This window comes from Microcystis sp. LE19-131.1A, assembly GCF_027532015.1.
Taxonomy (GTDB): Bacteria; Cyanobacteriota; Cyanobacteriia; order Cyanobacteriales; family Microcystaceae; genus Microcystis; species Microcystis ichthyoblabe_A.
This window is the reverse complement of record NZ_JAPZSS010000241.1, coordinates 1-12636: the sequence shown is the minus strand read 5'-3', so window position 1 is coordinate 12636 and position 12636 is coordinate 1. Positions and strand designations below refer to the sequence as shown.

At 42.9% G+C, this 12636-nt stretch carries 15 protein-coding genes and 1 pseudogene; 5 read left to right on the top strand and 11 right to left on the bottom strand.

Annotated elements, in window-relative coordinates; genetic code table 11:
• The 5 genes and pseudogenes from O9323_RS17605 to O9323_RS17585 form a co-directional block, all read right to left on the bottom strand.
• A partial coding sequence (locus O9323_RS17605) for a TIR domain-containing protein (protein WP_288125486.1) occupies positions 1-900 on the bottom strand: 900 nt, incomplete at its 3' end.
• Positions 901-1398: 498 nt separating this feature from the next.
• A complete protein-coding gene (locus tag O9323_RS17600; protein WP_024969288.1) occupies positions 1399-1632 on the bottom strand; it encodes a hypothetical protein in 234 nt (77 codons plus the stop codon).
• A complete protein-coding gene (locus O9323_RS17595; RefSeq protein WP_288125487.1) occupies positions 1629-2132 on the bottom strand; it encodes a putative toxin-antitoxin system toxin component, PIN family in 504 nt (167 codons plus the stop codon). Before O9323_RS17595 ends, O9323_RS17600 begins: the two co-directional genes overlap by 4 nt.
• Positions 2133-2282: 150 nt before the next feature.
• Positions 2283-2861, bottom strand: a pseudogene (locus tag O9323_RS17590) (hypothetical protein); the annotation flags it as partial.
• Positions 2862-2904: 43 nt separating this feature from the next.
• Entirely contained in the window at positions 2905-3774 is an 870-nt protein-coding gene (locus O9323_RS17585) for a bile acid:sodium symporter family protein (RefSeq protein WP_288125485.1), read from the bottom strand.
• 581 nt (positions 3775-4355) lie between these two features.
• On the opposite strand from O9323_RS17585, the gene O9323_RS17580 reads away from it, so the two are divergent.
• From O9323_RS17580 to O9323_RS17565, 4 genes are all read left to right on the top strand, one after another.
• Complete coding sequence (locus O9323_RS17580) at positions 4356-4520, top strand: hypothetical protein (RefSeq protein WP_223210779.1); 165 nt, start codon at positions 4356-4358, stop codon at positions 4518-4520.
• 123 nt (positions 4521-4643) lie between these two features.
• Entirely contained in the window at positions 4644-4859 is a 216-nt protein-coding gene (locus tag O9323_RS17575) for a hypothetical protein (protein WP_043997518.1), read from the top strand.
• A gap of 108 nt (positions 4860-4967) precedes the next feature.
• Entirely contained in the window at positions 4968-5441 is a 474-nt protein-coding gene (locus O9323_RS17570) for a CRR6 family NdhI maturation factor (RefSeq protein WP_002738641.1), read from the top strand.
• Between the two features lie 94 nt (positions 5442-5535).
• Complete coding sequence (locus tag O9323_RS17565) at positions 5536-6744, top strand: 4-hydroxy-3-methylbut-2-enyl diphosphate reductase (RefSeq protein ID WP_002751666.1); 1209 nt, start codon at positions 5536-5538, stop codon at positions 6742-6744.
• Between the two features lie 423 nt (positions 6745-7167).
• Here O9323_RS17565 and O9323_RS17560 read toward each other — a convergent pair whose 3' ends face one another.
• Both O9323_RS17560 and O9323_RS17555 read right to left on the bottom strand, forming a co-directional pair.
• The gene (locus O9323_RS17560) at positions 7168-7770 is read right to left on the bottom strand and encodes a Crp/Fnr family transcriptional regulator (RefSeq protein ID WP_002748318.1); all 603 of its coding nucleotides are present in this window, start codon (positions 7768-7770) and stop codon (positions 7168-7170) included.
• A 184-nt stretch (positions 7771-7954) separates the two neighbouring features.
• The gene (locus O9323_RS17555; RefSeq protein WP_002739408.1) at positions 7955-8593 is read right to left on the bottom strand and encodes an LON peptidase substrate-binding domain-containing protein; all 639 of its coding nucleotides are present in this window, start codon (positions 8591-8593) and stop codon (positions 7955-7957) included.
• A 562-nt stretch (positions 8594-9155) separates the two neighbouring features.
• Here O9323_RS17555 and O9323_RS17550 point away from each other — a divergent pair.
• Positions 9156-10112 carry an RNA polymerase sigma factor, RpoD/SigA family gene (locus O9323_RS17550; protein ID WP_002739411.1) on the top strand — a complete coding sequence of 319 codons (957 nt, stop codon included), beginning with the start codon at positions 9156-9158 and terminating at the stop codon, positions 10110-10112.
• 226 nt (positions 10113-10338) lie between these two features.
• Here the strand turns inward: O9323_RS17550 and O9323_RS17545 are convergent, their stop codons facing one another.
• From O9323_RS17545 to O9323_RS17530, 4 genes are all read right to left on the bottom strand, one after another.
• Positions 10339-11223, bottom strand: coding sequence for an S-methyl-5'-thioadenosine phosphorylase (locus O9323_RS17545; RefSeq protein WP_002751667.1), 885 nt, complete (start codon positions 11221-11223; stop codon positions 10339-10341).
• 82 nt (positions 11224-11305) lie between these two features.
• On the bottom strand, positions 11306-11632 hold the full coding sequence (gene ureB / locus O9323_RS17540; protein WP_002748322.1) for an urease subunit beta: 327 nt from the start codon (positions 11630-11632) through the stop codon (positions 11306-11308).
• A 19-nt stretch (positions 11633-11651) separates the two neighbouring features.
• Positions 11652-11954 carry an urease subunit gamma gene (gene ureA, locus O9323_RS17535; protein ID WP_002738360.1) on the bottom strand — a complete coding sequence of 101 codons (303 nt, stop codon included), beginning with the start codon at positions 11952-11954 and terminating at the stop codon, positions 11652-11654.
• A 492-nt stretch (positions 11955-12446) separates the two neighbouring features.
• On the bottom strand, positions 12447-12636 hold a 190-nt coding region (locus tag O9323_RS17530), incomplete at its 5' end, for a bluetail domain-containing putative surface protein (protein ID WP_288125483.1).

The window sequence follows — 12636 nt, the reverse complement described above, 5'->3', positions numbered from 1 at the left end:
TTCCCATTCCGCTTCACTCGGTAGTCGGTATTCCCGAACCGTTAGTTTTGATAATCTCGCACAGAACTCGATCGCATCGTACCAGTTGACTTGTTCCACGGGACGGCGATCGCTATCGGGACGGTCTTTAAAATAGGCTGGTTTGAGATCAAGGTCTTGTTTAACTTTTAAATCCGTGCGAGAGGCGATCGCTTTCCACTGAGCCTGGGTGATGGGATATTTACCCAGGTCGAAGGGTGGGACAGTTACTTCATGTTGTGGTCTTTCCCTTCTAAATCCTTCCCAATTAAATTTTTTCACCAGTCTTTCGATTTCCTCGTCTTTTGTTCCCATCAGGAAAGTTCCCCCCGGGATGGCGACCATTTCTAGGGTGATGCCTTTGCTCAAATCTTCGCTGTAGTAGCGGGCGGTTCTGCTTTCGGGTTGGCTGGCTTTACCATTGGGGTTGACAGTAAAGGTTTCAAAGGTAAAAGTTTGGGACTGAAGAGGAGAGCGAGGTTTAATTCCTGTGATTCCCCAAATTAATCGCTCCATAGGTTTGGGGGACAAACGCCGAAAATCCACCCAGGTCATGCCCTCTAGAAAAAGTGGTAGATCTGGTTGATTGGGCGCATTGGGAAGCAGAACTGGAATGACAGGACACCCTTGTTTCACAAAGCGGCGTAGATAGGCTTCGATCTCCATCTGTTGCCAGGGGCCGATGCCACTTCCCCCCACAAAAACGGCGGCTGACTTGATGTTTTGAATCTGCTTCTCAAGTTCTCGCTGCCAAGGCAGTCCGGGTTGTAGTTGCCACTCATCTAGCCAAGGCGTTAGACCTTTTTGTTTGAGGGTTTCGGCAATCTCTTTAACTTCAGGTTTGTCCTGACTATTGTGACAGAGAAATACATCGAATTCCATTATTCACCCCTAGCCCCCTTCTCTATCGCTGCCATTCTCCTCTCCAACTCAGCTACCCGCTGGCTCAACGGTACAGTCTCGGCACAGCCCAAGTAAGCAGCAATCGCACTGACGATCACATCCGTCTTGGACGTGCCAGCCCGCTCGACGTACTGGTTGAGTTCGGCGAGGAGAGGTGGGGGAATTCGGACGGCGATTTGTGGTTTGCCCATAACAATTACATTTCTTCTCCCGCCATGCTACCAAACGCATGACCAAGTATCACCCTTCCAGTCATTTTTCTTAACGAACGACCGAACAGCGAGCTACCTTCGAGTACCATCCTACAGTTATTCGCTAGAAACAATACAGGACAAAAGTTACAGAAAAATTTAAAAACCTTTCCTTAAAAAATTAAGCGAACCACGAATAAAAAATTCTCCTTAGTCCAAAAGTATTCAGCAACAATTTCAGCTTTAACTTGGGATTTTTCTATAGATTTACCAAAAAAGAATTTTGTTACATTTTGTCATATTCTTCTGGCTCCCCATCTGAAACTTTAGCTAATGCTTGTTGAAACTTCTCCCAACTTCCCTGTTGTGCTTTTTCTTCTAGATAATCTTTAGTCATCCAAGAGGATATTTGGGCAGATAAAGCCATTGTTACAAGTTGCTCTACTGGTATGTTTTGTTTATTGGCTAAGGTTTCAATTTGTTGATATAAAACATCTGGAATGTTGGTGCTTAGTTTCATGGTTTGATTTTTCCTAGTAATCGTAAAAATTGTTTGGGTGTTAAAATAAAAATGCCGAATTTTTCAATGGGTTTTAGGTCTCTTTGATTGTAACTGATTATAAAATTAGCTTGACATTTGAGGGCTAAATCTATCAAAAATTCATCATCTTTGTCTTTGGCTAATGGTCGCCAAACATAAAAGATTTCGTGATGGTTGGCTAGATGGCAAATTCCATTAATAATGTTATCTATGTCTTCATTGTTTAAATCTATTTGTTGTTGTTCTCTTTTTAGTATTTCTTCGTACTCAAAAACTAGAGTGGCAGATACATTGATTTGAAAGCGTTGGTCATTGAGCATGGTTAAGAGTTTATAGGATGCTCCTTTATTAGAGAGCAATCCAGCTAAGATTACTTTAATATCAATGACTATTTGATCTGACAGGGGGACAAGCTGGCTGAACTCCTTACAGCATAAGCTTTTTGGGGTGTTCAAGCGAAAAAGTTCGATGCAGATCACTCCCCATTGTTGATAAAGATTTCTAATAAGCTCGCCCAAATCCCTGATTCTCTCGTTAGCTTTTTGGCTGAAAGGGATGTATCTATTTGTAACTGAGGAGCCTAAAAACCTTTGTGGACAACGCTTTGAGATGTCTTGTCCCCCTGTCAGGGATTTTTTAGCTTCAGAATCGATAGATTTAGCGGCTTCTAACCATGATTGTAAACCTTTTTTAGTCGGTGTTCCTCTAGGGGTAAAAGTCCATAGATCTCGTTTATGTTGGGGTCCATAGCTGATATGAATTGGGCGATTAATTCCGTAAAAATAGAGAGAATCAAAGGGTAATTTTTTGTTTAAAATCCAATCTATCAGGCGATCGCTAGTTAAATCGATAATCCGAAAATCACAGGCTGCCCCCAATCGCTGACAATAATATTGACCTTTTTGATTAATTTCGTGGGCGCAATGTTGATCACGACTGGGATCGATTCTACCGTTTTTTAAGCCAGTGATCGGGTCTTTTTTTTGGAGAAATTTTCTCAGATCATTGGAACAAAATCCGTAGGTTAATTGGAATCTTTCTCGACCAAAATTATCAATAATTGGATCGATAATAAAGTGAGCGAGATTTTGCCAAGCGGTTATCGTTGCAGGATTTTTTGGATAGGGGTCGATTTGTGCTGCATACTTTTGATAGGTTTGGGAACAGGTAGATAATTCTTCTAGGGTTAAATATTTACCAATTAACATAATCAGTTATCAGTTTTTAGCTATATCCTATCACTCCATTTAGCTATTTTACCAAAGCTGCTTTTTTGCGACCATAATAAACAGCTATAAAAGCACTGACATACATCCATAAACTATAGACCATTGCGGGAATGGCTAGATCGGGACTCTTTAATAAACCGGCAGTGATAGCAATAGCTAAAGTGCCGCTTTGAATACCCACTTCGATGGCGATACAAATTCTTTGGGCAATAGTTAATTGAAATAAACGACCACTGAAAAAGCCAATTAGGGAAGCAATCGTATTTAAAATGATCACTGCCAGACCAGTTTGAGCGATAAATAAAGGTAAACGTTGCCATTCTCTCAGGATTAATAAGCAGATAATAACTGCTAGAAAAATTACGGCTAAACGATTAGTTATCGGTTCCAGACTTTTGGCCAGTAAAGGAAAGTAATGGCGGATAGTCATACCCATAACCAGGGGTAAAACTATAATCAAAAATATCTGCGCCATAGTGGAACCAATGGGTAGGGAGATGGCGGCACTTTCACCCATAAAATGCTGGAGAATGAAACTAGCTAAAAAAGGTATTGTGAAAATGGTGATGATGCTGCTAAAAGCGGTTAAAGTAACAGAAAGGGCCACATCTCCCTTAGCTAAATAGGTTAAAACATTGGAGGAAGGACCGCCTGGACAAATGGCGACAATCATTAAACCGACGGCAATTTCTGGCCGGAGAGGCAAAAGAGAAACAATAATAAAGCCGACGATCGGTAGAATAATAATTTGATTGACTAAACCGATCAGGACTGCTTTGGGATAACGGGTGATACGCTGAAAATCGGCGAGAATTAATCCTAATCCCATGCCTAACATTAAAACGCCTAGGGCAACGGGTAAGAGGATATTAGTAAAAAAGTTGGCTTGCATGGGATAAAAGCGGAGAAGATGAGCTTATTTTCCCATAATTCGTGTCCCTAGTTCTCGATTTTGCTGACTACCCCGGTGTGCAGGGGAGATTAAATTGTGGGAGAAATCCAACCTTGGGGATTTTAGTCCAGTTTCCCTTGCCGATCCGGGATGATATCCTCGTCTTACTTCAGTTGCTTGGTGGCAACCATGGGATCACAGCTAGGGAACTGCTGATGCGACTGCCACTTTCGACATCACCAATGCCTAGGGAATTTTGCCGCAGGACTTCCATCAAGAATAACGAGGGCAAATTTTCCTTCTAAATCCCGCCGTCCTTGAATTCCTTTCTGTTGATAAATTGCTAGGGCGATCAAGGTGGTAGATTTTTGGTGAACGATAGGTGAGTTTTTGCGGTGTTTTCCCTTCTAGATCGAGGGACAGTTTTTTGTCATCTAAGTTGTGTGTAAACATAGCAACCCTCCAGATCTCTACAGTTCTATTGTACCTTTATCCCTGGTTCGAGCGCCGGGGACTGTAATAATGTGTATTATTCGTCAGACAAGACTCAACCGTTGTTTGTTTTAAATGTAGTCGCAAGTGTGAGCGGATTAATTTTCCTGAGCTTGTTCACCGATTCCCTCAGCACGATTACCGGTTTACTCTTTGCTTCTTTGCGCGATCGAGTTCGAGGATTTGTTCAGGGTAAAGTAATTGATAAAGTAGCTAATTTACCCGATATAACTCTCTTTGATAATCCCGATTGATTGAACTTAATTAAGTTAAGAGAAAAAGGGTTAAATCCTCTAAAATAATTATCCTTAGCATGGCTCATTTTTGAGTAAAAGACTGGCTCCCTTGCTGCCAATGGAGAATAGGAAATCTAGCAAATGTTTCGCACTTTAGCCACCGATAAAATAACCATAGTAATTAGTCATCGATTAGCTCTTTGTCAAGCGGAACTGATGAGCAAACGAGGACAATATCACCCTAATAGTTATCAATCTAAAAAACCCCGGTGTGCAGGGGAGGTTAAATTGTGGGAGAAATCCAATCATGAGGATTTTTGTCTGGTTTCCCTCTCTCGCTCTGGAGTGAGAGAATAGTCATAGCCAGTTTTTTTGTCCCGATTGAGAGTATTTTCTGAGATAGATCATTGTGATCTAGGGATAAAAAACGGTAATTTTGCCCGATATAACCTTTTATTTGCTCCTATGACTGTCAAAATCGCTCTTAACCCCAATCAGATTCAAAATCTCGATCTCTCATCTTTAGAGACTATTATTCAAGATTATCAGTCGCGGGCAGCGATCGCAAAATTGGAACAAGCTCTACAATTAGAGATAGATTATCCTCGTGCGGAGGGTGATATGCGGGAATTATCGGAGATACCGGAAGTTAGGCTGTGGTTTTTGCGTTTGGATGCAGTTTATCCTTGGTTAATCTTTATTCTTGACCCAAAACAGGGAGAAATCGCCCGTTATGCTGCTATGTTGGTTCCCCATCAATTCCATCGCGGGGAAGGAATTCAATATAATCCCGAAGCTTTAGAGATTTTTGTGATGCAAAAACTCTTTATTTTGTCTGATTGGCTGAAAAGTCAGCAAATTCCTGCTTTATCTCGCTTAAAATTTTTCGCTCAACAGTTTGGTTACGATATCGACGAGGAATTTCTCTCTAGTCTCTAAAAGCTTCCTGCGCTGACTAGATAAGGTATTTTAAATATATGGCAAGCTACTGTCTCGCCCAATTTAGCGCCACCAATACCCCTATCAGAGAATCATGGATACAAAATCCTTTAAACGCACCCTACAGCAATCGGATAACTATAACCGCAAGGGATTCGGTCACAAAGAAGAAGTAATGGATGCGATGACCAATGAGTATCAAAGCGACCTGATCCAAGAAATTCGTGAAAATAATTATCGTTTAGAACGGGGTGAGGTGACGATCTATCTCGCTCAAGCTTTTGGTTTTTGTTGGGGGGTAGAACGCGCTGTTGCTATGGCCTACGAAACTCGTCAACATTTTCCCCAGGAACGTCTCTGGATTACTAACGAAATTATTCACAATCCCTCGGTTAATCAGCGTCTGCGCTCCATGGCCGTGGGTTTTATTCCGGTGGAAAATGGCCAAAAAGACTTTACTGTGGTGGAATCGGGGGATGTGGTGATTTTACCTGCTTTTGGGGCCAGTGTCTCGGAAATGAAAATACTTAACGATAAGGGTTGCATGATTGTGGATACTACTTGTCCCTGGGTTTCTAAGGTGTGGAATTCCGTAGAAAAACACAAAAAAAGCGACCACACTTCGATTATTCACGGCAAATATAATCACGAAGAAACGATCGCCACTAGCTCTTTTGCTGGCACTTATCTAATCGTTTTAAATTTGGCTCAAGCTAATGATGTCGCTAATTATATTCTCCACGGTGGTGATAAAAATGAGTTTTTAGAGGAGTTTAAAAATGCCCATTCCCAGGGTTTCGATCCCGATCGCGATCTAGATTATATCGGTATTGCCAATCAGACCACAATGCTGAAAAGTGAAACGGAGGAAATTGGCAAACTCTTCGAGCATACTATGTTGAGAAAGTACGGACCGATCAATTTTAAAGATCATTTCATGAGTTTTAATACCATCTGTGATGCCACTCAAGAGCGTCAAGATGCCATGTTTGAACTGGTGAAAGAACCGCTTTCTTTAATGGTGGTAATTGGCGGTTATAATTCCTCTAATACCACTCACCTACAGGAAATAGCGATCGAGCGTGCCATTCCCTCCTATCATATCGATAGTGCCGAGCGCATTCTCCCCGGTAATCGCATCGAACATAAACCTTTAGGTGGCGATTTAATCATCACTGATAACTGGTTAAATGAGGGAAAAATTATCGTCGGAGTGACTTCTGGTGCTTCCACTCCCGATAAGGTGGTAGAAGAGGTAATCGAGAAAATTTTTGCGCTCAAGTCTTCTTTAGTCCAGGGTTAATTAGCCAGGGTGAGAGCATCTCAAACGCTATTGACAATTGGCCAATTTTGTGATCCGCATGGGCAGTTCAAGTGATACCAGTCAATCAAAATAGTTACAAAATCGACCAAACGGGTCGATTTTTGCTTAACAATTGAGATGGCTAATTCTCATCAAATATGCCTGAAGCGCTCTCCGGGTAAGCAACTCACATCAAGTCCATTTTGTCAAGGATTGTTAAGATGAGCTTACCCTGGTTATTTATCGAGCCTTTCGGTTACTTGAATCGCTGAAAAGCTTGGCTATGGTTTTTCTTTACCCCTGGACTAATTCACTACTTTTCTTTTCTATATAATCAACTTAATCGATGAATAAATTCTCTGTTAGAATCCGTTTTTCCCTGTCATTTCTGTTTTCCCGTTCCCTAGAGTGACAGAAGAGGGATTAATGGTGAATAATCAAATGGCGGTCGCAATCGCTGCTCACCCATCCCTGACGCTGAAATTCCCCTAACAAACGCGTCACCGTTACCCTTGTGGTGCCGATAGCATTGGCGAGATTTTGATGGGTTAAACGTATCTTTAAACGACTGCCTTGGGCGATTGGTTCTCCCATTTCCCGCTTTAATAACTGTAGTAACTGCTGAAGACGTTCCTCCACTCGTTTCAGTCCTGCGATCGCAAGGAGCGATTCCGTTTGTTGTTGACGACGGATCATTTGATTTAACATCATCCTGGTTAATTCCGCCGAATTTTCCACTTCGGTGATCGTGTACCATTTTAGGTACAGTTCCGACAAGGCTCTGGCGTGATAAGATTCCAGATGAGTCAAATTTAAGCCGAAAAAGTGGGATGAATGAACCCAACCTAGTAAAATTTCCTCTCCACTCTCAGATACTTGACTTAGTTGCGCCATACCCCGATAAACTTGCCAGACTCCATCAGCCACCAGAGGAATATTCTCCCCGCGCTCATAAAAGTGGAGCCGACGACTCTCGCTATAGTCTTCTCGGAAGGGTGAGACGTTGGGATTATAGGTGAGCAACATGATCAAAGTTCTCCTAGGCGAGGGGCTAACAATTTTAACCCCACTTTACTGTATCAAGGTAAACATTAGGTAATCCCCAGGTTAACAGTTATCAGTTATCAGTTATCAGTTCACCGATTACTGTTTACTGATCACTGTTCACTGAAATAACATCCGCTGCCGCAGCTGAAAAACCTACAGATCATTAATTTAAAGCATCTTTAAGAGCCGTGCGAGCGGCCAGATGATTGCGGGTTGAGGTGAGAATTTCCGATTCTCGTTGGAGACGACTGACTGTATCGAGCATTTCTAATAAAGCTTGTTGTTCCCCGGCCACACCGTAGAGATTACCCGCCACCCAGTAGGATAATTCCAGGGGAAGACTAGGCAAATCGTCGGGGAGTTCAATTTTTTGAGCGGTTAATTTGGCTGATAGATGAACCACGTCCCGCAGCAGTCGATCCACTTCTTTGGCCAGAGGTCGCAGATCTTGGGTGGTGGGGACATCTTCAATCCACTCCACTAAACCGACACGATAGGGTTTTTCCCGGACGTATTCTAGGACACGGAAGCGCTGTTGACCGATGGTGAGAATTTTTAAGCGATCATCTGGAAGACGTTGACAACGGACAACTTCCGCACAACTGCCCACTTTAGCGATTTCTCCCGTGGCCGGATCTACCATTAAGACCCCAAAACGGCGATCTTCTTCCAATATCGTATTCATCATAATCCGATAGCGAAACTCGAAGATGTGCAGGGGCAGGGGACGACCCGGAAATAAAACAACTTCGGGTAGGGGAAAGAGAGGTAATTCTCTAACGGCAATGGAAGAAGTGGCCATAGGTTTAGTAAAAAAAAACCGATCTTCTCTTATTTTTACACAATCCCCCCTGAACCGCTAGGCAAGGGCAATAGACGGGAGACGGTCGTCAGCTGTGAGTTTTCAGTTCACTGTTGACTGAAAATACTTCCCTCACTGCCTACTCTGCGATCGCTATCTGAGAAAATTGCTGATTTTGTCATCTAGATTGCATCCTGATCGGAAACCTTTGGCTAATCTATGAGTAGAGATACTCAAACCTCCTCTTCATTGGTGCTTTCCTGAGAGGGGTGATTTTTTTCTCATAAACTTTACAATATTTAATAATTGTTGTAATATTAGTTAAATAACCAAGCTTCTCACTACTCGCCATTTATGCCCATAAAATCTATATATAGCCAAAAAAAGGACTATAGAGGCAATTAAATAGTCAATGAGATTTCTCTCTATAGTTGAGTAACCACTCACTTATCTCTTTACAAAACGAGAAAAAACTCTGATAGCATCTCCTTTACTGCCCTGGGGAAGCAATCTGAAAAACGCCATCAATCCCTGAATATCAACCCTCAACCGACGCGCACTCATGAAAACCTCGAAAAACCCCACCGATCCAGTTCGCGCCTATCTCAGAGAAATTGGCCGAGTTCCCCTTCTCAGCCATGAAGAAGAAATTCTCTACGCGAAACAGGTACAAAGATTAATTTTTCTGGAAAAAATCAAAGAATCCCTAAGGGCGAAACTCGGCAGCGACCCCAGCGATCGCCAGTGGTCAGAAGCGGCGGAAATTAGTGAAGAACAACTGCGTCGAGAATTGGGGGCAGGGGATTTCGCCAAACGTAAGATGGTAGAAGCGAACCTGCGTCTAGTGGTTTCCGTCGCTAAAAAATACCTAAAACGCAATCTAGATCTATTAGATCTGATCCAAGAGGGAACCATTGGGATGCAAAGAGGGGTGGAAAAATTCGATCCCACCAAAGGCTATCGCTTCTCCACCTATGCCTATTGGTGGATTCGCCAAGCCATCACCCGGGCGATCGCAGAAAAAAGTCGCACCATCCGTCTGCCCATCCACATCACCGAAAAACTGAATAAAATCAAAAAGGCCCAGCGTCAACTAGCTCAAGATAAAGGTCGCGCCGCCACCATTGCCGAATTAGCCGAGGAATTAGACTTAACTCCTAAACAGGTGCGAGACTACTTGGAAAGGTCCCGTCAACCCCTTTCCCTTGACTTAAAGGTGGGGGACAATCAAGACACGGAATTAGGGGAACTCTTGGAAGATACGGGACTTTCCCCGGAAGATTACACTGCCTATTCTTCCCTGCAAGTGGACTTAGAAAAACTGATGGCAGACCTCACCCCTCAACAAAAAGAAGTGATTTGTCTGCGTTTTGGTTTAGATAATGGGCAGCCCCTCACCCTAGCAAAAATTGGCGTTCGACTCAATATCAGTCGTGAACGCGTCCGTCAGATCGAACGAGAAGCGATCGCTAAATTAAGAAAACGCAAGGCCAAGATCAGAGAATATCTAGCTAGTTAGGGTTTGCGGCAAAAAGCTGTTCGTGGGGGCAGGGTGTAGGGTGTGGGGTGTGGGGTGTAGGGTGTGGGGTGTGGGGAGAATAAATAAAATAATCTCCTATCTCCTGACTCCTGAATACTGACTCCTGCCGATGGCCCCCTGCCTTCGTTAAGGGTCAAATTGATCGTCTGAATAACAGCGAGAAAAATGACCCATTTCTAGATTTATCGGCGACTTTTCTCGGCTCTTATTTCTCTACTTCTTCATATTTTTTCAAAAAGAGAGCTAATTTTTCTTTAGTGGCGACGGGAACAGAATCTAGACGGGTAAGAATGGCATATTTAAGGGCAGAATGAGCGGCAGAAACGGGGGGATTAGCTGCCAAACGGCGCACCGTTTCTTGGATAACTTTTTGGGCATTAATAGCGTTATGGTGGAGATTTTCGATCACCATTTCTACCGTGACATGATCGTGATCGGGATGCCAACAATCGTAATCGGTAACTAGGGCTAAGGTAGCGTAGGCAATTTCCGCTTCTCGGGCTAATTTTGCCTCGGTTAAATTGGTCATACCGATGACGGTTGCGCCCCAACTTCTATAGAGATTTGATTCCGCTTTAGTAGAAAAAGCCGGCCCCTCCATACAGATGTATGTACCCCCCCGATGCAGGGTAACTTCTGGTAGGTTTAAACTAGCGACGGCATCCCCTAAAATTTCGGCTAATTGGGGACAAATGGGATCACCAAAGGCAACGTGGGCAACAATTCCTTCCCCAAAAAAAGTCGCTATTCTCTCTTTAGTTCTGTCAATAAATTGATCGGGAATGACTAAATCTAGGGGTTTAACTTCGGCTTTGAGGGAACCAACGGCCGAAGCGGAAATAATATATTCAACCCCTAATTGTTTGAGAGCGTGAATATTAGCTCGAAAGGGTAATTCGGTCGGTAAAAAATGGTGACCTCTGCCATGACGCGCTAAAAAGGCAACTTCTGTTCCCTCTAAAGTACCGAGAATTAAAGCATCGGAAGGAGAACCAAAAGGAGTATCGAGGGATACTTCCCGCACATCCTTGAGGGCATCCATTTTATACAAACCACTGCCGCCAATGATGCCAATTTTTACCGTCGTCATAGTCTTGGAAAGAATTAGTTATCGTTGCCTTGATGTTACCACAATTGAGCGATCGAACTATGATAATTTTTCCGTTAAGACCCTACTTTTTCTTTTTCTTGCCTTTGAGAGAACCATTAATTAAACCATTAAAGCCATAAATTTCTTCAGTACCCGCAATGGCAACTAATTCCACCTCTTTCGTGTCTCCCGGTTCAAATCTAACGGACGTACCTGCGGGAATATTCAGATGGGTTCCTTTGGTTAATTCGCGCTGGAACTCCAGGGCCTGGTTAACTTCATAAAAATGATAGTGGGAACCCACTTGAATCGGTCGATCGCCTGTATTAGCCACAGAAATACGCAGGGTGTCGCGACCGACATTAATCTCGATCGCTCCGGATGGTGTGATAATTTCTCCCGGAATCATAACTGCTAAAAATCTCCTGTTAGTGAATGGGATTGTGAACGGTAACTAATTTAGTACCATCGGGAAAAGTCGCTTCGATCTGCACTTCTGTAATCATTTCCGGGATGCCTTCCATTACCTCCTCGCGAGTTAACAAAGTGGTGCCGTAACTCATCAATTCAGCGACGCTACGACCTTCCCTCGCACCTTCGAGGATGGCGGCGCTAATATAGGCGATCGCTTCGGGATAATTTAACTTGATACCACGGTTTTTGCGTCTTTCGGCGAGCAGTGCCGCCGTAAAAATGAGTAATTTATCTTTTTCTTGGGGCGAAAGTTGCATAGATGGGCCTTTTTTTCACACAGATGCCTAGGGTTATTGTAGTTCTTGGCGGGATAATTGTAGCGATCGAGTTGTGAAATTTTATTTACTTAGCCCCGATTATTGATGAAGATTTGGGAAGATACTTAAAAGTCTTGCTAGGAAAGTCCTTCAGCGATCTGGCTAAAAAACGGCCAGCAATTGGTGAATAATTCAGGCTAATAGACATCTCCAAAAATTATCACCTGATCACAGCTTGCTTTGCTCTTTTGTACTAATTAAATAGTTCGATAATGGGTCAATTAAAATCATTTTTGTTTGGTAAGTTTCTTAACCAGAAAAAATTTTAGTCCCAAGATAATATTATGTTGAGGTCTAATGTTCTGGATGATTTGAAATTCCACCGTTCCCGTCGTGGCAGCTTCTTGGTAGTTGCTTTGATTTTCATATCCAGAAAAAGGGTTTCTCCGAGAAACCCTTTTTCTAGGTGACTTAGAAGGAGAGCTTAGACACTTAGATAAAGAAATTACCCACTGGAATGCTCCCTAAAGCTGGTAAAGTGCCAGTAAATCCGGTGATATTTATTAATAAATCATTGCTGGATTGGAAGCCAGCCGTGCTATCATTAATAACGAGGTAAGTTCCAGCTATTGCACCGGTTGTTACCTGCACTAAGGCGGCACTATTAACCCCTAATCCTTGA